Annotated in this window: 16 protein-coding genes; 9 read left to right on the top strand and 7 right to left on the bottom strand. The window is 38.9% G+C overall.

Annotation, left to right across the window (positions count from 1 at the left end; translation table 11 throughout):
- Nucleotides 1-20: 20 nt before the first annotated feature.
- Nucleotides 21-593 carry a DNA-J related domain-containing protein gene (locus tag GQR38_RS14955; protein ID WP_165722715.1) on the top strand — a complete coding sequence of 191 codons (573 nt, stop codon included), beginning with the start codon at nt 21-23 and terminating at the stop codon, nt 591-593.
- A gap of 22 nt (nt 594-615) precedes the next feature.
- Here GQR38_RS14955 and dbpA read toward each other — a convergent pair whose 3' ends face one another.
- Nucleotides 616-2,004 (bottom strand): ATP-dependent RNA helicase DbpA, encoded by a 1,389-nt coding sequence (dbpA, locus tag GQR38_RS14950; RefSeq protein WP_007580581.1) that lies wholly within the window; start codon nt 2,002-2,004, stop codon nt 616-618.
- A 191-nt stretch (nt 2,005-2,195) separates the two neighbouring features.
- Between dbpA and GQR38_RS14945 the strand changes: the two genes are divergently transcribed.
- The 3 genes from GQR38_RS14945 (at nt 2,196) to GQR38_RS14935 (ending at nt 6,884) form a co-directional block, all read left to right on the top strand.
- Nucleotides 2,196-4,274 carry a TonB-dependent receptor gene (locus GQR38_RS14945; RefSeq protein ID WP_165722714.1) on the top strand — a complete coding sequence of 693 codons (2,079 nt, stop codon included), beginning with the start codon at nt 2,196-2,198 and terminating at the stop codon, nt 4,272-4,274.
- 180 nt (nt 4,275-4,454) lie between these two features.
- A complete protein-coding gene (locus tag GQR38_RS14940) occupies nt 4,455-5,855 on the top strand; it encodes a M20/M25/M40 family metallo-hydrolase (RefSeq protein ID WP_165722713.1) in 1,401 nt (466 codons plus the stop codon).
- 87 nt (nt 5,856-5,942) lie between these two features.
- Entirely contained in the window at nt 5,943-6,884 is a 942-nt protein-coding gene (locus GQR38_RS14935) for a tetratricopeptide repeat protein (protein ID WP_165722712.1), read from the top strand.
- 54 nt (nt 6,885-6,938) lie between these two features.
- Here the strand turns inward: GQR38_RS14935 and GQR38_RS14930 are convergent, their stop codons facing one another.
- Complete coding sequence (locus tag GQR38_RS14930) at nt 6,939-7,844, bottom strand: DUF808 domain-containing protein (protein ID WP_165722711.1); 906 nt, start codon at nt 7,842-7,844, stop codon at nt 6,939-6,941.
- Between the two features lie 145 nt (nt 7,845-7,989).
- On the opposite strand from GQR38_RS14930, the gene GQR38_RS14925 reads away from it, so the two are divergent.
- The 5 genes from GQR38_RS14925 to GQR38_RS14905 all read left to right on the top strand — a co-directional run bounded on the left by GQR38_RS14925 (nt 7,990) and on the right by GQR38_RS14905 (nt 13,308).
- Nucleotides 7,990-8,271 carry an MliC family protein gene (locus tag GQR38_RS14925; RefSeq protein WP_007580576.1) on the top strand — a complete coding sequence of 94 codons (282 nt, stop codon included), beginning with the start codon at nt 7,990-7,992 and terminating at the stop codon, nt 8,269-8,271.
- Between the two features lie 66 nt (nt 8,272-8,337).
- Nucleotides 8,338-10,368, top strand: coding sequence for a methyl-accepting chemotaxis protein (locus tag GQR38_RS14920; protein ID WP_165722710.1), 2,031 nt, complete (start codon nt 8,338-8,340; stop codon nt 10,366-10,368).
- 71 nt (nt 10,369-10,439) lie between these two features.
- The gene (ubiD, locus tag GQR38_RS14915; protein ID WP_007580574.1) at nt 10,440-11,906 is read left to right on the top strand and encodes a 4-hydroxy-3-polyprenylbenzoate decarboxylase; all 1,467 of its coding nucleotides are present in this window, start codon (nt 10,440-10,442) and stop codon (nt 11,904-11,906) included.
- Nucleotides 11,907-12,015: 109 nt separating this feature from the next.
- Entirely contained in the window at nt 12,016-12,729 is a 714-nt protein-coding gene (fre, locus tag GQR38_RS14910; protein ID WP_024589658.1) for an NAD(P)H-flavin reductase, read from the top strand.
- A gap of 168 nt (nt 12,730-12,897) precedes the next feature.
- The gene (locus tag GQR38_RS14905) at nt 12,898-13,308 is read left to right on the top strand and encodes a CBS domain-containing protein (RefSeq protein ID WP_024592608.1); all 411 of its coding nucleotides are present in this window, start codon (nt 12,898-12,900) and stop codon (nt 13,306-13,308) included.
- Nucleotides 13,309-13,372: 64 nt separating this feature from the next.
- On the opposite strand, the gene add is transcribed toward GQR38_RS14905, so the two are convergent.
- From add to hemC, 5 genes are all read right to left on the bottom strand, one after another.
- Nucleotides 13,373-14,374 (bottom strand): adenosine deaminase, encoded by a 1,002-nt coding sequence (gene add, locus GQR38_RS14900; protein ID WP_024592609.1) that lies wholly within the window; start codon nt 14,372-14,374, stop codon nt 13,373-13,375.
- 126 nt (nt 14,375-14,500) lie between these two features.
- The gene (locus tag GQR38_RS14895; protein ID WP_165722709.1) at nt 14,501-17,188 is read right to left on the bottom strand and encodes a CHASE domain-containing protein; all 2,688 of its coding nucleotides are present in this window, start codon (nt 17,186-17,188) and stop codon (nt 14,501-14,503) included.
- A gap of 51 nt (nt 17,189-17,239) precedes the next feature.
- A complete protein-coding gene (locus tag GQR38_RS14890; protein WP_010554570.1) occupies nt 17,240-18,349 on the bottom strand; it encodes a heme biosynthesis HemY N-terminal domain-containing protein in 1,110 nt (369 codons plus the stop codon).
- Nucleotides 18,346-20,187: a uroporphyrinogen-III C-methyltransferase gene (locus GQR38_RS14885; RefSeq protein WP_165722708.1), complete on the bottom strand. Its 1,842-nt coding sequence runs from the start codon at nt 20,185-20,187 to the stop codon at nt 18,346-18,348. The genes GQR38_RS14890 and GQR38_RS14885 overlap by 4 nt, the downstream gene beginning before the upstream one ends.
- On the bottom strand, nt 20,188-21,126 hold the full coding sequence (gene hemC / locus GQR38_RS14880) for a hydroxymethylbilane synthase (protein ID WP_010554568.1): 939 nt from the start codon (nt 21,124-21,126) through the stop codon (nt 20,188-20,190).
- Nucleotides 21,127-21,138: the final 12 nt, after the last annotated feature.

Raw genomic sequence — 21,138 nt, 5'->3', positions numbered from 1 at the left:
CAACTACTAGGGCCTAAACAATGCTTAACCCACTGATTGATGAGATTTTTGAGCTAATACTAACAAAGCAGGTTTGGCAAGTTCATACTTTAGCAGCAGAACTGACAAACCGCAGCGCTATGACCACTCTCGATAAAAGTCCTGAACGTGATTTATTTAAACGTAACTTTTTAATCATGAATGCACTGTACCAACTGCAGGCACAATTACGCCCTCAGAGTTTACTCATTTCAGCTCTGCATATCGAGCTTTTAGAAAAAGGAGATAATAGTTTAGTAACAGCAAGCGAAAATTTGCGAGATTATTATTTAGATTGGCATAATTACGATACCAGTGAAGAGCAGATTGATGAGCTTTTAAATAGCTTTTGGCGTCAGTTTAAAACGACATCACCACAACAAGCTTTAAATGAAAATGAATTTAAAGCATTGGCTTTAGAATGGAAGTTACCTAAAAATTTCACTCTTAAAAATGTTCAAAAGCGCTGGAGACAACTTGCATTACAAGTGCACCCAGATAAACCAAATGGCTGTGAAGTTGAGTTTAAAAAAATACAAACACAATACGAGCAACTAAAGGTAGCTGCTCGTTAATCTATTAATTTAGAAGTTTAAATTAACGAGTAAGGCGACGTGCGCGTATTTTACGCCCTTTAATATTGCCTTCGGTTAATTTACGAAGCGCAGGTTTTAATGAGTTACGCTCAACAGCAACAAACGCTACGTTATCAAGTACGTTAATTTTACCCACCTGACGACCTGCAACCCCATCTTTACCCGTTAAAGCACCTAAAATATCACCTGCACGTACTTTTTGTTTTTTACCTGAATCAATCATCAAAGTAACCATTTCAGGGCGGTACGGTGGCTTGTCTAATAAATTAAATGGTGGCATTTGCTCTGGAGTAATATCACGTTCGTAATGTTCGCCTATTTGAGCAATTTTAAACGCTTCTGCTTCACCGTAAATAGAACATGCAATGCCCTTTTTACCAGCGCGACCTGTACGACCAACACGATGCACATGTGTTTGCGTGTCATGTGCTAAATGGTAGTTAATCACCATATCCATGTCGTCAATATCTAAACCACGTGCAGCAACATCGGTTGCAACAAGTATTGAAGCACTTTTATTTGAAAAGTGAATTAATGTACGCTCACGATCGCGCTGTTCTAAATCACCGTGTAGCGAAACAGCACTAAAGCCTTCATCAGCTAAATCGTCACACACTTGTTGTGTTTCTACTTTAGTATTACAAAACACAACACAGCTTTGTGGTGTAAATTTAAGTAATAATAATTTTAGCGTTGGGTAGCGCTGCTTATTATTATCCATTTTGTAGAAGTACTGCTTAATTGTGCTTTTGGCTTGCTCTTCTTCTACTTTAACCATTTCTGGATTTTTAAGTACACGCTTAGCAATTGCTTCAATAGCTCTTGGGAATGTTGCACTAAATAACAATGTTTGACGATTTTGTGGAATGCGCTCAATAATTGCATCAAGTGTATCTTGAAAACCCATATCAAGCATTTGATCGGCTTCATCAAGTACCAATGTTTCAACATCATCTAAACGTAAAGTACCTTTACGAATATGGTCATCAACACGCCCAGGTGTGCCAACAATAATATGCGCGCCATGCTCAAGCGAGCCTATTTGTGGACCAATTGATACACCGCCACATAACGTTAATATTTTAATGTTATGGATACCGCGCGCTAATTTACGCATTTCAACCGCAACCTGCTCGGCAAGCTCACGAGTAGGACACAAGACTAAAGATTGAATACGAAAGCGTTTTACGTTTAATTTAGCTAACACACCCAAGCTAAACGCAGCAGTTTTACCTGAACCGGTTTTTGCCTGAGCAATGATGTCTTTACCAGCAAGTACAGGCGGTAAACTTTGCGCTTGTACAGGTGTCATATGCGCATAACCAAGTGTTGATAAATTATCAACGAGTCCAGCTGGTAAAGCCAAAGATGAAAAAGCAGTTGAAGTCACAGTAAGTTCCATAGCAATAAAAATAACGTGGGGGAAAGCCCCACTAAATATGCTGCTAATAATAGCAGAATTCGTAATTAGCAACCATTAACAAACACATAATAAAGTACGTTAACAAAAGGTGTTGAAAATGATAGTAGTTTGCATTAAGATCGCGATTGTTTTTTACATATCACTGCTGGAAGCAAACAATGAAACTGAATTCTCTTTACATAGCACTATTAGCAAGCATTACAACAAACACATACGCAAACACTACTGACCTTGAGCGTATAGAAGTAAAAGGTAGCTACTTTAACGATTACAAAGTAGATAACGCTAATGGCGCAATGAGAACATCAGCTTCTTTACTTGAAACCGCACAATCTGTAACCGTAATAACCGACACTATTATTAGTGAGCAACTTGCCACTACCCTTGGCGAAGTACTAACAAATGACGCAAGCTTAACTGCAGGCTCACAACAACGAAATCGTGAGGTATTTAACTTACGTGGGTTTGAGCTAAGCTCATCAACAGGTTATTTACGCGACGGTCATCAGCATTGGTCGCACTATCAACAACCAATCGAAATTTTGCAACAAGTTGAAGTAATTAAAGGCCCATCAAGCATTTTATATGGTCAATCAGGTCCGGGTGGCTTGGTTAACATGGTAACTAAAAAACCTACAGCACAAACACTCTTTAATGCCAGTGCCGATGTAGACCAACATGGCTCAACGCGCTTTATGGTAGATGCCAGTGGTGCATTGACTGAATCAGAAGATTTACGTGCTCGTGGTATTTTAGTTAAACAAGATGTTGATTACTGGCGTGAGTACCAAAATGGTGAAAACCGTGAGCGCGACCGCTTTTTAGGTGCTTTAGTTGTTGATTACGATATTAGCGACAACGCATTAGTACGTGTGCATTACGACCGCACAGACGACGAAGCCGGTTTAGATACTGGCGCATGGATAGACGAAAACGCCAATGTAATTGGTGATGATAAAACAATCCGTGATATGTCTTGGGCATTTACCGACATAACCGTAGAAAACCTAGGTGTAGACCTAGAAGTATTTTTAACCGATAACTGGCAAGTAAAGCTTGGCTATAACGAACAAACGTTTGAGCGCCAACGCTTTGAATCAGCACCGAATATGCCAAGTGACTTTGTTGAGGGTGATAGCTATCAATCAAACCCTTATGATCGCTTTGATGATTGGCAGTTTAAAACTGCATTTATTGATTTTATTGGTGAGTTTAAAACGGGAAGTCTACAACATCAGTTTTTAATTGGCGCAAACTCGCTTGATTATTACTACGGGCAACGTCGTACCTCTGCCGACTCTTTTGATTTTTCTGCAGGACAAGCAGAACCATCTCGTCCATCAGTAAGCTATAAAACAGATGATACAGTAAGCGAAACTGAATACGACTACTACGGAATTTACGTTCAAGACTTAATTTCGTTCTCGCCTGAGTGGCAACTATCATTGGGTGGTCGTTACGACAAACAAAATAGCACAGGAAATGATAACGAGTCATTTGTACCAAAAGTAGGTGTGCTTTATCACCCAAATGCTTCTGCAACTATATACGCTAGTTACTCAGAAGGTTTTGAGCCTCAAGGTAGTGAAACACTGATTGATGAAACAGATGTAAATAACGGCATGAAATTAGATGCTGTTACATCTAAGCAAAGAGAGATTGGTATAAAATGGCAGTTATTTGATGACCGCCTAATGCTTACCAGTGCTATTTTTGATATTAGCAAAGAAGGTACTCTTGTTAGCGAACAACTTGAGACGCCTATTGGCTCATTCACAAGTGAAACAAACCAAGTGGGTGAACAACGCCACAAAGGTGTTGAAGTAAGCGCACAAGGTGCCGCTACTGACCGCTTATTTGTTATGGCATCAACTATGTATCTAGATGCTAACTTTGAACGCGATGAAGTATTGGAAGGTAAACGCCCTACCGATGCACCAAAATGGTCGGCATCACTTTGGACGCGTTATGAATTAAACGACGCCATTGCACTTAATGCTGGTGCTTTTTACGAAGGTGAGCGCTTTGCCGATAGCGCCAATACAATTACTAAAGATGCATATACGCGTGTTGATGTAGGTGCAACTTATAAGTTTAACTTAAGTAATACCGATATTAACTTACGCCTTAACATCGAAAACTTATTTGATAAAAGCTACTTAGGTGGTGGCGGAACTAATAATGTAACTGTTGGCGAGGGCACAAATCTTCGTTTAGCAGCGCAATTTAGCTTTTAAATAAATGCCTTAAATAACAGCTTTAAAATATAGCCCACGTACATTTACGTGGGCTTTTTTACATCTAAACATTTATACCTAACAGTATTAAACCCATTACAACGCCTATTCATCTCATCTATTTTTTATAGCGTTTATTACATGCTTTAATAGTGTTAATTATTAAAAAGGCTTACCCAAATGAAAAAAATCATTACCGCATTACTGCTTACTAGCAGTATGGCTGCAAACGCTAACAGCGCCGAATTTACCCAAAAGCAATTACAACAAGTAGACGAAGTACGCACCTCTGCTCTAAATAGTGATTTAAGCTATAAATTACTAGAGTCATTAACAACTGAAGTTGGCCCTCGCTTACCCGGCACTGAAAACGATAAAAAAGCGGTTGCATGGGCTAAAGCTAAATTTAATGAGCTTGGTTTTGATAAAGTATGGCTTGAAGAAGCAACTTTTCCTGAATGGCGCCGTTATAGCGAAAGCGGAAAAATACTAACACCAAGCGAGCAACCACTGCACTTAACTGCATTAGGTAACAGTATAAGCACGCCAAAAGATGGGATCACAGCGCCTGTTGTATTATTCGAAACACTTGATGAATTAAAAGCCGCACCGGCAAACAGTTTAAAAGGTAAAATTGCGTATATTAATTACCGTATGAACCGCGATATAGACGGGAATGGTTACGGACCTGCTGTAAAAGCACGTGGTACAGGCGCTATAGAAGCATCTAAAAAAGGGGCTGTTGCCTACATGATGCGCTCGGTAAGTACCGGTCATCATCGTTTTGCACACACTGGCGGTAGTTACTACAAAGAAGGTGTTACAAAAATACCTAACGTAACAATTGCTAACCCAGATGCAGATCAAATTGCACGACTTATTGCTTTAAATAAAGACGTGTCGGTAAATATTAACGTGCAAACCGAAAATCTAGGTGAAGGCACTGGTTATAACGTTATTGGCCAATTTAATGGTACCGAAAACCCTGAGCAATATGTATTAATTGGCGGGCATTTAGATTCTTGGGACTTAGGAACTGGCGCATTAGATGACGGTGCAGGCGTTGCATTAACAATGGCAGCTGCTAAACATATTAGCGATGTAAAGCGCACAAAACGCAGTATTCGCGTAGTACTTTTTGCGGCTGAAGAACTGGGCCTTTGGGGAGCAAAAGCTTATTTTTCAGAGCATAAAAACGAATTAAACAATATTGTTGCAGCCGCTGAGTCTGATTTTGGCGCCGATGTAGTATATGCTTTTGAATCAAATGTAGATGCCGCTTCGCTTCCTGTAGTACGCGCTATAGCAAAAGAGCTTGCGCCATTAAATATTGAGTATATTGGTAAAAACCAAGCGAATGGTGGCCCTGACCTAATTCCACTTAAAGCAGCAACGTCAGCGCCTATTTTTGAACTTGCTCAAGATGGAACAGATTACTTTGATTACCACCATACAGCTGACGATACGCTTGATAAAGTAACACCCGCTAAGCTACGTCAAAACACCGCTGCATACGCTGTGTTTGCGTTAATGGCTGCTGATGCAAAAACAACAATCAAACCAAAAGCTCAAAATAAGTAATAACAGACATAATTACTTACAGTTTGTAGCTTTAACTAACACGCTACTTGTTTTACCTTTAAATAATTAAAACAAGGAGCGTGCTTTATGTTGCTTTTTAACACGAGTGAATCATTTCCACATTTTGCACCAATAATACGCTGCCCTCATTGTCAAAGCGACGCCTACCATTTAGTAAATAAAAGCCGCTATTTACGATTTAGCATTTTACCTATGCTCGCTTTAAAATTAAATTACAAACGCGAATGCTATCAATGCGGAAAAAACGAACCTGTTAAAATAACGCAACTACCGTTAATAGAAAAACTAAGCCTGCCTAAATACTTTATTGGCGTATTTTTATTGCTCTGGATTGTTTTGTTTTTTTATCAACAACATCTTAATACCGAAATCCAAAAGCAATCTTATTTAAATAGCCCTAAAATATACGACACCTACTTAATACATGCCGACAAATTTACACACGAACCTTGGACCCTAACTAATTTAAGAATTGCTCAAGTCATAAATTTTGACGAACAATTTATTACCTTTCAGATAAGTAACTACAGTTATAAACGTAACAACAGTATTACTTTGGCAATGCGTACTAGCCAACTAATTCAAGACAATTTCTTCTCCACTAAAACAATCACCCTCCCTCGTGATGAAGTAAAGCGTTTGTATAAAGACGAAGCTATTTACGACGTATTACGCCCTTATGCCAACAGCCTTTATGGCGGGTTTGTGATGTTTCCTCCCAAACCTAAACCTTTATATAAAGGCTTAAAGCTCGATAAAAACAACCAACAAGGCATAATTTATTTTAAAGATAAGTTATTTTTTGAAGCATTTGATAGCTTTAAGCTAGCTGCTGAATCGGGTTCTCAATGGGGACAATTAAATTTAGCGCAAATGTATCGTGATGGTCAGGGAATAGCTCAAAATTATCAACAGGCTATTTATTGGTATAAAAAAGCCATTGAGCAAAAAAATACTAAAGCACAATTTGAATTGGAATCGCTTTGTAAAATAGCTAACTGCGAATAAGTGGATTAGATTAAAGTTTATGCTGGTGTATGAACTAACTACACCAGCTTTAAATTATTTTTTAAATAACTTTGTATAACTTACATGTATAAGCACAACAATTAAGCCGGCAATAACGCCTAGCAAACCATCAAATAATAGAGGCGCTAATACTTCTCCTGTGCCGCCAGCAACAGACTGAGCATAGCTCGTTACATCTATCTGCGTGTGATGCAGTAACTCAACACCATGCACTAAAATCCCCCCACCTACTAAAAACATCGCAATAGTGCCCGCAAATGCTAAAAACTGCATTAATCTAGGCGCTGCTGCTAACAAACCTTTGCCTAGTAACTCTTTAAATTTATTAGCTGACACTTTAGATTGGTTGAGTAAATAAAGTCCTGCATCATCCAGTTTTACAATACCTGCAACTAAGCCATAAACACCAATGGTCATTATAATTGCGATAACACAAAGCACTAAAGCTTGGTTGAGTAATGTAGCGCCAGCCACTGTGCCTAAAGTAATCACAATAATTTCGGCAGAAAGAATAAAGTCGGTTCTTATTGCCCCTTTTATTTTTTGTTTTTCGTACTCAACTAAATCTAATTTTTCATCTTCATCTATCGCTTCATTGTGATGAGGTAAAAACCTAGCAAATACTTTTTCGGCTCCTTCAAAACATAAAAATAAACCACCAATCATTAACAGTGGTGTTATTAACCAAGGCAGCCATACGCTTATTAATAAAGCGGCGGGTACGAGTATCGCTTTATTTAAAAATGAGCCCTTTGCCACAGCCCAAACAACCGGTAATTCACGCTCTGCTGCAACACCTGTAACCTGCTGTGCATTGAGTGCTAAGTCATCGCCTAATACACCCGCTGTTTTTTTTGTTGCTACCTTACTCATTGTCGCAATGTCATCAAGTAAAGTGGTTATATCGTCTAATAACGTTAAAAGGTTAGTGCCTGCCATAAAGCTTCCGAGCTCAAAAAATATTGCTATAAACATAACGTAAAGCGCTACTTTCACCAACGGTTAATTTTGCTTTGTTATTCTTACATTAGATTAAAATTTTGCCCTGTGTTTTAACTAACTTTTAAAGAAGATGGGAGGAAAAATGAAAGTATATTTAGCATTAATCGCTATTTTACTAAGCTTAACCGCATGTAGTGATTTACAAACCAGTACTGCTTACCAATGCGATGATGAGAGCGTAAAACTCAATATCATTAATAATTCTGAAGCCGAACTTATCTTTAACAATAAAGTGCATGTACTTAATCACGAAAAAAGTGCATCAGGGAATAAATATATAAGTGAAGAGGTACTGTTTTGGGGTAAGGGAAATGAGGCCATGCTAATCATTGCTGGTAAAAAAAGACAGTGCATCAAGGTTTAACACAAAACTAACCAATAAATTACAGCAATGCTACAATAATTAAAGACCCATTATTGTGATGAAGTTATGCGTTCAATTGCGATCAAACATAAAATAATTTTAGCTTTTACAGCCATTGGTTTATTGGTGCTAACAAGTAGTGTGTTTTTTTATTGGTCATTAAACAAAATTAGCGTTAACAATACCCGAACCGAAAAATTAGCAGTTCCGGTACAACAGTTCAGTAAAGATTTAAGGCTATCATTACTGTCTATTACCAAATTTAATGCCTTAGCTTACAGCCAAGCAAACCTTGATTTACTTCAACAAAATAAAAAACAGGCGCAAGCTGAGCAACAACAATTTAGCGATATGCTCAATTCGTTAAGCACTCAACTAAATCAACAAATAACAATGCAAAATTTACTCGCCAGTACCAACGAAGGCTTTGAGCAACTGACTAAAGTAAGTGTCGCAATGTTTAGTGCTAAAGAGAGTAAGTTTGTAGCGCAAAATTCCACCATAGAATTATCAGCAACGTTTAACGAGCAACTTTACAATTTAAGTTCTAACTTACTTGATATAGAACTTTTAGAAGTGCCTGCAAAACAGCAGGTGCTACTTAATGCTATGTTTGGAACAGCGACCCGTATAGATGATTTATTGTTTAACTTAAGCAATAATATAAAAAGCATTACTCAAACTACAAGTATCAATGATTTAAATAGTCATCAGCAAGATACTCTATTTCTACTAGATAACATCCAACCTAATTTCACCTATTTAGAGCAACAAGCGCTACCCTTTAATAATGCGTTTAATGCTAAAAATTTAACGACTAAGTTTAATCAATTAAGAGAGTTACTTAACAACAATACAGGAATTTATGCCCAACAAAATAAAGTACTCAAAAGTACTATTGCTGCGGCTCAAAATTTTGAACACTTTCAACAGCAATTTATAACAACAGAAGGTCAGCTTATTGAACTTAATAAACTGGCTGATGAGCGCTTTAATGCCTTACAAACTAATGCAAAGGCCGCCATAAATACTGGGATTAGTTCTGTAGTAATTATTACGCTTGTTTTAATTATATTGATTATCGCTATCTCTATTTTTACAACTCGCGCAATGCTAAAACCGCTTAAAAAAGTAAACCGCGATTTAGCCCGAATCGCCTCAGGTGATTTATCAAAGCGAAGCCATCCGCGCAGTAAAGATGAATTTGGTACTTTGCTAAATAACATAAATAAACTCAGTGAAGACCTTACCCAGTTAATTGGCGCAATTAGTAGTGACGCCCATGAACTAGACCGCAGCGCTATTAAAACCAGTGAAAAAGGTCAGCAAATGACAGTTGTTGCACAACAGCAGTTGGAGCGAAGCGCGCAGGCAACATCGCTTGCACAAAATATGCTAACCAACTCACAAGCGGTTTATGAACAAGCAGATAAAACATCAAGTGAAATAACCAATGCATCGCAATTTGCCAATGACGTAAACAAGATTGCTAATAAAAATAGTCTAAGTATAGAAACTTTATTACAGCGCCTTGATAAAGCAGTAGGCAGCACGGAGGAACTAGCCCAACACACTCAGCTTATTGAAGCCATTGTTGAAACAATTAGCAGCATTGCCGAGCAGACCAACTTATTGGCACTCAATGCTGCAATTGAAGCAGCGCGAGCGGGTGAAAACGGACGCGGGTTTGCTGTAGTTGCTGATGAGGTTCGATCATTAGCTGCACGTACACAGACCTCGACTAGCGAAATAAACACCATGATCCAAACATTGCAACAGCACACTCAAACAACTCAAGAACACATTACCGATGGCCAACACCAAGCCAAGCAATGTGTTAAAAACAGCACTGAACTAAATAAAGCCGTAGAGCGTATTAAAAGCACATTGTCGTCTGTTAATCAGATGAGTGAGCAGATTGCTCATGCATCACATGAGCAATTGACTAACAGTAACGACATTCAACAAATAATGGCCAAGGTGACAGAGCAAGCAACCTTGAATGCCAAAAACGCGACAACCCTAGCAAGCGAAAGTGAAGACGTAAATCAACTTGCACACTCCTTAACAAGTGCCGTAGAGCGCTTTAAGTTTTAAGTGCAAGTAATGACTTGGCTTGCATGAAATGGGTATAATACTTTAACTCTTTTGCTTAATAGCGGCCCACAATGAAATATAAAGATCTACGTGATTTTATCGATTTGCTTGAAAAAAAAGGCGAACTTAAACGTATCACCCAAGAAATCGACCCGTATCTTGAAATGACCGAAATATCTGATCGCACATTGCGTGCAAAAGGCCCTGCGTTATTATTCGAAAATCCAAAAGGCTACGATATGCCGGTGCTTACCAACCTATTTGGTACACCAAAACGCGTAGCAATGGGCATGGGCCAAACAGATGTTAGCGAGCTTCGCGAAGTGGGTAAGCTACTCGCTTTTTTAAAAGAACCTGATCCACCAAAGGGTATTAAAGAAGCTCTAGGCGCTATACCTATTTTTAAGCAAGTGCTTAATATGCCTGCAAAAGAAGTTAAAAAAGCGCCTTGCCAACAAGTAGTTTTAGAAGGTGATGATGTAGATTTAACTAAATTACCTATTCAGCATTGCTGGCCAGGTGATGCAGCGCCATTAATTACTTGGGGCCTTACAGTTACTAAAGGGCCTTATAAAAAGCGCCAAAATTTAGGTATTTATCGCCAGCAATTATTAGGCAAAAATAAAATAATTATGCGTTGGTTGTCGCATCGTGGTGGCGCGCTTGATTTTCAGGAATGGTGTAAAGAAAACCCAGGGCAACCTTACCCTGTATCGGTAGCACTAGGTGCCGATCCAGCTACTATATTAGGTGCAGTAACGCCAGTACCCGACACATTAAGCGAATATGCATTTGCTGGTTTATTACGTGGCAGCAGAACCGAAGTTGTAAAATCTATTTCAAATGACCTACAAGTCCCTGCCAGTGCAGAAATAGTACTTGAAGGTTACATTATGCCAGGTGAAATGGCGCCAGAAGGCCCTTATGGTGACCATACCGGTTACTATAATGAAGTAGATGACTTTCCAGTAATGACGGTAACTCACTTAACGCATCGTAAAGATCCTATTTATCACAGCACATTTACTGGCCGTCCGCCTGATGAGCCTGCAATTTTAGGTGTAGCACTTAATGAAGTGTTTGTGCCGATATTACAAAAGCAATTTCCTGAAATCGTCGACTTTTATCTGCCGCCTGAAGGGTGCTCGTACCGTATGGCGATTGTAACAATGAAAAAACAATATCCTGGCCATGCCAAGCGCGTGATGATGGGAGTTTGGTCGTTCTTACGTCAGTTTATGTATACCAAGTTTGTAATTGTGTGCGATGACGATATTAATGCCCGTGATTGGGAAGATGTTATTTGGGCTATAACAACCCGAATGGATCCTGCTCGCGATACAACATTAATAGAAAACACACCTATTGATTATCTCGATTTTGCATCGCCAGTCTCAGGCCTTGGTTCAAAAATGGGAATGGATGCCACCAATAAATGGCCTGGCGAAACCACCCGCGAATGGGGCGAGCCTATTGTTATGGATAAAGACACCAAAGACCGCGTAGATGATATTTGGGAAAGCCTTAATATTCTTTAAGTGTTTATATGTAAGTACATAACAGGCTATAAAATAACCCTGCAGATATGCTAGAATCGAGTCATTCGATTGCGTATCTGCTGTTTAAAGCGCTGCTAAAAGGTAAAAAATGCAAACATTAAAAGCTGAAGTTGTAGCTATCAGCCCACTTACAGAATTTGTTCACAAAGTAATTTTAAAGCCACAACAACCTGTGACCTTTGAAGCTGGCCAATACATGCAACTCGTATTGGGCGAAAAAGACAAACGTGCTTTTTCTATAGCTAGTCGCCCTTCACAGTGCGATGCAATAGAACTGCATATTGGCGCGTCAGGTGCCGATTCGTATGCAATGCAATCGCTGGAACATTTACGAAACGCCCATACCACTGGGCAGTTAGTAGACATTGAAGCTGGCTTGGGTATTTCACAGTTGCGCCTGCAATGTGAGCGCCCTATTATTTTACTTGCCGGTGGCACTGGTTTTTCATACGCAAAATCAATGGCTGATCACTTAGCTGAAATTAAGTGCGACCGTCCTGTATTATTTTACTGGGGTGTAAAAGAAGAGTCAGCTTTATACGCACATACAGAAATGCAAACATGGGCCGATAGCCACAAAAACTTTGAGTTTATCCCTGTGGTAGAAAATCCATCTGCTAATTGGCAAGGTCACACTGGCTATGTACATAAAGCGGTAATGCAAGATATTGTATCACTTGAACCATACGATATTTATATGGCCGGTCGTTTTGACATGATAGGTATTGTCCGTGATGACTTTATTACTCATGGTGCAATTCGTGAAAACATGTACGCAGATGCATTCGCATTTATCAAATAATTGAAATTAACTTTCAGTTATGAATAAAGGCACCTAATCGGTGCTTTTATTTTATATAACAACAAATACTTAATAGTTAAAACCTATCAATCTCATCAACATAAACAATTTCCTAAATCCCTATCTATAAACCATACTTTGTATAGAACATCAGCGGGAGAGACCCAAATGCTAAATACAAAAGTAAAAGATTTTATGCAACGCAAGTTGCCAAATATCACACCAGATACAGAAATGACGACAGCCATAGCAGAACTACAAAAATTTAAACTACTTGGCGCACCAGTATTTGATAAAGATAAATGCCTAGTCGGATTTATATCTGAGCAAGAACTATTAAAACCACTTACGCAAAGCAGTTATTTTTGTGATGGGATGGTTAAAGTATCGCAACTTATGCAAACAAAGGTAGTGACCGTTAGCGGCGATACCAATATTATTGAGCTTGCAGAGCAAATGCAGCCCGGTAAACCAAAAAACTACCCTGTTGTAGAGGGTGTTAAAGTAATCGGCATGATCAGCCGAGCTGACGTACTTAAAGCACTTTACGATAATTATATAAGTTGCCAAACGCGTTAATTAAACTGACATTACAAATACAAAAATGCCGCTTATATAAAGCGGCATTTTTAATATTCTTAAATTAACGTGCGCTAACGATTGCTGAAAGTTCTTTTTTATCGCCATCGCTTAAAAATGCTATTTCTAATGCATTTTTTTGGGCTTTTTCCATATCAGCTTGAGATAAGCCAGCTTTAGGTGCTGCAACGGTATATTCGTACTCAATTTCAATGCCTTCAACCGCAGGGTCATCAGTATTAATACACGCTAAAATACCGTGATCTAAAAACTGTTTAAGTGGGTGCTTAGCTAAATCGTTTACTGTACTGGTTTGAATATTACTTGTTAAGCACGACTCAATGCCAATACGGTTATCGCGTAAGTAATCCATTAGTTTTGGATCTTCAATAGCTTTAACTCCATGCCCTATTCGGCTTGCACCTAGCTCATTAATTGCTTGCCAAATACTTGGAGCACCGAGTGCCTCTCCAGCATGAATAGTCGAAGCTAAATAAGCATTTCGTACTTGTTTAAAGTGCTCTACAAACAACTCACCAGGAAAGCCAATTTCGTCACCGGCTAAATCAACAGCAACTAAATCATTTTTAAATGCGAGTAAAGCATCAAGCTCTTTTTGACATGTTTTTACGCCATAAGTACGCGATAAAATACCAATCAAGTTAGCTTTTATATTTGCATCCTTTGTTGCTGATTTAATACCATCAACAACCGCCTCTACAACCCCTTCTGGGTGTAAACCTTGGCTTTGTGCCATGTAGTAAGGGCTAAATCGAAGCTCTACATAATCAAGGCCTTGTGCTTGTGCATCTTCAATGTTTTCAATCGCTATGCGTCTACACGCATCGTAGTCGCCAAGTACAGTGACACCCCAATCTAACTTTTGTAAAAAAGCCATAAGGTTTGGCTCAGGGTCAATAACTTGAACATGAGGAATTAATGCCTCAACGTTATCTGCAGGTAACTCTATATTAAACTGACGACCAAGTTCTAATATGGTTTGCGCACGTACATTACCATCTAAATGACGGTGAATATCTAGCAAAGGTAATTTTCTATTGATCATAATAGCAACCCAGTTTAGTTAAATTTGCGCGCATGATACGCAGATATAGTTATTTTTCAAGTCTATATGGTTTGCGTTAAGTTTAAGCGGTCATATGTCTGCTTTTTGTGCAAAAAATAACGTTACTTATTTATTTGATAAATAATGCCAAAGAGTTTTAAAAAGCGTATTTGCATCAATAGGTTTGGTAATATAACTATTCATTCCAGAGGCTAATGCCTTTTTAACGTCATCATCATGGGCGTTCGCCGATAGCCCTATTATGGGTAAATCAATTAACCCTAAATCACAACGAATTACTTTTGTTGCTTGGAGTCCATCCATTTTTGGCATCTGAATATCCATAAGAACAATGTCGTAGCTATTTTCGGTTAGCTTTTCTATGGCTTCAAAACCATCATTAGCAATGTCAGCAATACACCCTTTTGTTTTTAAAATGGCACTGGCAACATGCTGGTTAAGTGGGTTATCTTCGACTAAAAGTAACTTATAGTTTGCGAATGATAAGGTACTTACATCTATTTCGTCGTATTGCTGTTGAATTTGCTCTGCCTTTGGTAAAGGCGATATAAGCGGCAAACTAAATGTAAATGTAGAACCTTTACCTTCATAACTGACTAAATCAATTGCACCACCCATTAACTCAACCAACTTTCTGCAAATACTTAACCCTAAGCCTGTACCACCATATTGACGTGAGGTTGAGCTATCGGCTTGCGCAAACGGTTTAAACAATTGTTTTTGTGCTTCGCTACTAATACCAATACCCGTATCGTTAATACTAAAGTAAGTCATTTTTTTCGACTGCCAAATTTTCAGAGTGATCTCACCTTCCCCTGTAAATTTAACCGCATTATTGAGCAGATTCAGCAGCACTTGTTTTAAGCGGATTGGATCGGTATTAATGACCAAATTTGATGTTTTATCAAAATCGAGACTTAACTTTATTGATTTAATGTCAGCTTCAAACTGAAGTAAATTAAGCATTTCATCCGCTAAACTCGCTACGTTAATAGGCTCTTGCATTAAGTCTAGCTTGCCTGCTTCCATTTTTGAAAAGTCGAGCACATCGTTTAATACCCGCAGTAAAACACCCAGTGCTCCATCTGCTTGTTCAATGTAACTCCTTGCTTGTTGCCAATCATTCTGTTGCAGCGCTAAATAATGCAGCCCTTTTATACCGTTAATAGGGGTGCGGACTTCGTGACTCATGTTTGCTAAAAACTGCCCTTTAATATGACTCGCTTCATCTGCTTTTTGTTTTTCTTTGCGTAATGTATGCGTTTGCTTAGCCACTTGTTCGCGAATTTGTATGTTTGTACCTGTAACTGAAATCAAAAATGTAATCAGTAACCACACAAACAACATACCTACTATTTGTGCAAGCCAATACATTAACCAAGACGTTCTAACTATTGGTTCATATAACTCGACCTGCCACATGCGTTTGCCAATCAACAATTGATATTCTTTAAACAGCGTTTGCGAGTTATCGGTATCGGCAATATAAATTGCCTGCTTTTTCCCTGGTATCGTTGTATCAAAAAAACTGACTGAAATTGAGTTGTTGTGATCAAATAATAGTGTTTGCGATAAGCGTTTCAGACTGACAATCGCTGCCACAAAACCTTGAAAATCATCTTCGGTAGACGACTCTCCAAAAACAGGATATAAAAAGAGTACACCGTCTTCAGCTGTATTTTGGACCAAGTTAATTGGCTCACTTAGTGCAAGTTCATTAAGCTCTTTCGCTTTGCTAAGCGCTGCACCTCTTACTTTACTAGAAGCTAAATCAAACCCTAAAACACCTTCATTATCTTTTAAGGGATATACATATTTTACAGGAAAGTAATTACTACGAGTACCTGCAGGTTGCCAACCTCCATCAAGTGACTTTTCTTTTATATATAAAGGTTTGCCTGTGGCTGTATTTTCATGTGTTTCAAAATCTGCGAGTTTATTTGCTGGTACATAAGGTATCCATTCAAATGCTAAAATTTCTTGGCTATAGTCCAACTGCTTTGAAGTAAATTGTTTAAACTCTTTGAAATCCACGTCATTACTACTAGCAAAAAATGTAGCTAACAATCCTAAGTGAGCAGTAATACCATCGAGCTTCTGGCTTATAGCATTTTGCACAGTAAGTATTTTGGCTTCTTGCTTTTGAATGTCTTTTTCTTTTTTAACACTGGCAGCGCCATAAAAACTAACGCTGATTAGTATATAAATTAATAGTGAAGGTAAAATTACCAACATACGGTGGCGTACTTGCGTGTAATTAAAGGCTGCGAGCATGAGTGGAGTAAATATAAGTACACCGATACTGTCGCCAATCCACCATGCTATAAAGCTATCAAAAATAGCATGCGTAGGGATCACATTATTCAATGCTAATAAACTAGTTCCCACACCTGCAGCAATAACACAGCATATTGGTCCTGCTACTATTAAGCTCTGCACACTGTGTTTTAAAGAAGATAAATCTAGTGGAGCCTTTATAACATTTACTATAATTTGACGACCAATCCAAGCCTGTAAAACAGAGGCTAAAGTGACGCAAATAGCTTGTAAAAGCACATTAAAATGAAGAATATCTACGGTGTTATCAAGATGAATTAAGTTAGTACAGAAAGCACCAAGAATAAGGCCAATAAATGACTTACGTCCCCAAATTAAAAAGCTCGCTAAAGCAATTCCTGAGGGTGGCCAAGAGGCGACCGCATAGCCATCTACAGAAAGAAGTGAGTTGCTAAAATACCCAGTAAAAAAGTAAGCACAAGCCAAGCTAAGGGTTAATATTAAAAACTTTCTCAATGCTTGTGCTCCTGAACTACAAAAAATGCTAAGTAGTTATAGTGTAGTCATTTATTGATATAAAACGAGCGCCTTTTCTGCTTGTGCACTATTTTTATAACTTAAAACAGCTTGTTCAGAGAACTGTTTTTTATTATCACTATTCAGTGCTTTATCAAAAATTCTAGCTGCTAAGTCATAATCACCTTTAGCATTAGCAAGGCAAGCCAGCGCAAGTAATAGTGAATTATTTGAATCATCCTTTTTAAGGCGTTCTTGTATGTTTATTTGCAACTTAGGCGCATCGGCTGCTGTTGCTTTACTTAATATATTGGCAAGCTCTAAGTGTTGCTCATTGTGCTTAACCATTTTAATTAAGTCACTTTCAATAGCAGCCAATTGACCTGCTTGCGCCATTTGCATTAAATATGCGGTGTGGGCATGAGCTTGCAGCTTTTTCGGTAGCTGTTTATATTTTTCACTCAGTTTGTCTGCATCTAACGCATTAAAGTAGGCACTAAATAACTGCGTCCACTGTGCATCAGTAAGTGCTTTTTTGCGTAATAAACGCGGCAAAAAATCTTCCAGCGCACTAAAGTGTTGTTGCTGTACTAATACTTCTGCATAAAGTTTTAACTCAAGTGCGGTGGCTTTTTTAGCTTCTGCGCTAATACGCATTTGTGATTCAATCGCGCTACTGTCGCCACTTGCCAACCATAGCTTTGCTACTTTTAATTGATGCTCTGGGCTTATTTCAAATAAACGCTCAAGTGCTTTATCTGTTTGATTATTAGCAAGCGCTGCTTTTGCAAGTAATGCTAAGCGAATATCTTCAAACTTATCTGGTACGCTATTACCCGATAGAGCCTGCTCTACATGCTCATAATCATCATTAATAGCACTCCACAGAGCCTGCTCAATAGCTACTTGTTTGCGCTCTTGGCTACGTGCAAAAAAGCCATGTTTAGTATTATGATAAATCGATAATAAGTAGCGGATTAGCTTATATGTTAAATATAAAACAACAGCGGTAATGACTGCCATTATACAAAACGATACTATCGTGCCTTCTATCGTCGTATTGTTAAATGAAATAAGTACATAACCTTTTTCATCTAGCACAAATGGAGTAACCGCTAGTACAACAACAATAGCTACAATTAAAATAATTAGCCCTATCATTGCGCCCACTCCTTAACCTTTTGTGTGCTATTTAAGGTTATTTTTGGATTAAAATTAAGCTGCTCTTTTTCGAGTTTAGACAACGCTTTAAGTACCGTTTTGGTTGCATCATCGTCTTGCTTAAAGTACTCACCAACTAAACGTTTTGCTTCACTTAAGGCGCTAAAGAAAATACTCGCCTGCTTACTCATAAGTGCATCTTGTGCCTGAGTTATATTAAGCTTGATTCGTTGATTAATTAAATGGCGCTCTTGATCTGTAAGTAATGGCTCAATGGAAACACCTTCGTGCTGGCGAATAGTAATAAAGCTATCCACAATTTTATTCCAGCTATTACTCAGGTTTTGCTGCCAATCACTCACGTCATCACTTAAAGCATTTTCATCTATTGCAGCCGCTTCTTCTGGCAAGTTAACCGCATTAAAAACTAAATTATCAACGCTATTAAGTGCACTGTTTAGCTGTAAATAAATAGCCTCTGTTGCTATAGGTTTAAGGCTATCAAGTGTTTGTATGTCTTGCATAATAGCTTGGCGAACTTCAACTGTTCCTGGGTGTTCGCTAAGTAATGCATCTAAGCGCTTTAAAACAGCACTAGTGCCTTGGTAATCTTTTTCAGCCCATAGTTTAAATTCAGCCATACGCTGTAAGCTGGTTACTTCTTGTGGGTTTAAAGACGAGCCTTGTTGCTGCGCTTTTTGCAGGGCTGCTTTTAGCTCTTGCTGATTTTGAGCTGCACTTTCACTTAAGGTTGCGGCTACTTTTTTCTCACTATTAAACAGCGCTTGCTGCAAATTAGATTGCGCCGATTTAAGTGCTTGCAGCTCTTGAACGAGTAACTTATTTTTCTCGCTTAACTCATTAACGGCTAGGTTTTGCACCTTACCAGCATTTAATTTTTGATAAAACTCGTATCCAACACCAGAGGCCACAATTAACGAAATAAGAAGCGCAAGTGCTGCAACCTTACTTACCTTTTGTTTGTTTTTTTCTGTCGTATTTTTTGTAGCTGCTGGCTCTTGCTTAGCTGATTTAGCTGAGGCCGGGTTAGCTATTGTTGATGTGGCTTTTTCTGCCGTAACTGGCTTTGACTGTTCGCTCATGTTGCTACCTTGCTGATTTATGCAGGTAAACATAGCATTATCGCTAGCCCCTGCTGCAATGTGTATATTAGCCGAACTTACCTGTTGCAACTTTAAATAAGCGGCTATCCGCTCGCTTGCAACATAAAATCGGCACTGTTGTAACCATTGTAGTTGGTGTGCAGTAAGGCTTTTAAATATAGCATCAACTGCTGCATTACTTGTTATGACTATACCGTGTACATTCTGGCTTTTCCAGTGGTCTGTCCAGTTAGGGGTAATACTTTCTGTGGGTTCACGTTTGTACACAACACAATTATTTAAAAAAGCACCGCGCTCTTTTAGCGTTTTAGCTAACTCAGGGCGGCCACCTTGCCCCTTAACTAACACTATATTACTGCCATCAACCTCGGCGAGTGATTTGAGCGCAAGCAACCCTTCTGAATCATACTGCTTTGGTACTGCTGCGCGCACACCAAATTGCTCATATATAATGTCGGCTGTTTGTTGTCCAACCGCATAAAACTGCGCTTTGGTGTTTATATCGGGTTTTAATTGCGAAAGTGCACTGACTGCATCTTGCGATATAAATATTATTTTATCTGCATTTAACAGCGGACTAAGTTCAGTGCTGGAGGGTGTTAAATGCGTTATTTTTAATACCGGAAATAAAGACGCCTGATAACCCGCTTGCTCAAGTTGCTGTGCAAGGGCTGCGCCTTTTCCTTCGGGCCGAGTTATCAGAATATGTGTCATTTATGCGTCTCTATAAACTTCAGCTAATATTTTGTCTGCGCCTTGAGCTAGTAATTTTTTAGCAAGCTCAATACCTAGTTCTTCTGCGTCATTTACATGACCTGTTACTTCGTCACGTAAAATTTCGCTGCCATCAACAGCACCCACTAAACCACGCAAATGTACCTGCTCGCCATCAACTAATGCATAAGCACCAATAGGAACTTGGCAACCACCTTCTAAATAGCGGTTCATCGAACGCTCTGCATTTACGCGAATACGTGTTTGGGTATGCTCAAGTGGTGCAAGTAATGCTTTTGTTACTTCATCATCAATACGACATTCAATACCTACAGCGCCTTGACCATTTGCCGGTAATGACACTTCTGGCTCAATGTAGTCAGCAATACGCTTACTCATTTTTAAACGAATAAGCCCCGCTGCCGCTAAAATAATAGCATCGTATTGGCCATCATCTAATTTACCTAAACGCGTATTTACATTACCGCGCAAATCACGAATATCTAAATCAGGGCGAAGTGCTTTAATTTGGCACTGGCGGCGTAAGCTCGAAGTACCCACAATGGCGCCCTGTGGTAGCTCGTTTAAATTTGCAAAATTGTTTGATACAAACGCATCACGCGGATCTTCACGCTCACAAATAGTATACAGCTCTAATCCTTCTGGGAACTCTACTGGCACGTCCTTCATAGAATGCACGGCAATATCAGCTCGGCCATCTAACATAGCTTGCTCTAGCTCTTTAACAAATAAGCCTTTACCGCCAATTTTAGCCAATGGCGTATCTAAAATTATATCCCCTTGCGTCGACATTGGGACTAATTCTACGCGCACATCTGCATGAAAACGCTCAAGCTCTGCTTTTACAAATTCGGCCTGCCAAAGTGCTAAGGCGCTTTTGCGCGTTGCGATGCGTACTAATTTTGTTTTTTCTGTCATAGGGGTATCCAA

Origin of the sequence: Pseudoalteromonas sp. c7(2019) (assembly GCF_011378625.1) — a bacterium.
Classification (GTDB): Bacteria; Pseudomonadota; Gammaproteobacteria; order Enterobacterales; family Alteromonadaceae; genus Pseudoalteromonas; species Pseudoalteromonas arctica.
The sequence above is the reverse complement of the archived record's forward strand: the minus strand, read 5'-3'. Positions and strand labels throughout refer to the sequence as shown.

Coding starts and splice junctions, on each gene's coding strand:
- GQR38_RS14955 (WP_165722715.1), top strand. CDS start 21: ATGCTTAACCCACTGATTGATGAGATTTTTGAGCTAATACTAACAAAG.
- GQR38_RS14945 (WP_165722714.1), top strand. CDS start 2,196: ATGAAACTGAATTCTCTTTACATAGCACTATTAGCAAGCATTACAACA.
- GQR38_RS14940 (WP_165722713.1), top strand. CDS start 4,455: ATGAAAAAAATCATTACCGCATTACTGCTTACTAGCAGTATGGCTGCA.
- GQR38_RS14935 (WP_165722712.1), top strand. CDS start 5,943: ATGTTGCTTTTTAACACGAGTGAATCATTTCCACATTTTGCACCAATA.
- GQR38_RS14930 (WP_165722711.1), bottom strand. CDS start 7,844: ATGGCAGGCACTAACCTTTTAACGTTATTAGACGATATAACCACTTTA.
- GQR38_RS14925 (WP_007580576.1), top strand. CDS start 7,990: ATGAAAGTATATTTAGCATTAATCGCTATTTTACTAAGCTTAACCGCA.
- GQR38_RS14920 (WP_165722710.1), top strand. CDS start 8,338: ATGCGTTCAATTGCGATCAAACATAAAATAATTTTAGCTTTTACAGCC.
- ubiD (WP_007580574.1), top strand. CDS start 10,440: ATGAAATATAAAGATCTACGTGATTTTATCGATTTGCTTGAAAAAAAA.
- fre (WP_024589658.1), top strand. CDS start 12,016: ATGCAAACATTAAAAGCTGAAGTTGTAGCTATCAGCCCACTTACAGAA.
- GQR38_RS14905 (WP_024592608.1), top strand. CDS start 12,898: ATGCTAAATACAAAAGTAAAAGATTTTATGCAACGCAAGTTGCCAAAT.
- add (WP_024592609.1), bottom strand. CDS start 14,374: ATGATCAATAGAAAATTACCTTTGCTAGATATTCACCGTCATTTAGAT.
- GQR38_RS14890 (WP_010554570.1), bottom strand. CDS start 18,349: ATGATAGGGCTAATTATTTTAATTGTAGCTATTGTTGTTGTACTAGCG.
- GQR38_RS14885 (WP_165722708.1), bottom strand. CDS start 20,187: ATGACACATATTCTGATAACTCGGCCCGAAGGAAAAGGCGCAGCCCTT.
- hemC (WP_010554568.1), bottom strand. CDS start 21,126: ATGACAGAAAAAACAAAATTAGTACGCATCGCAACGCGCAAAAGCGCC.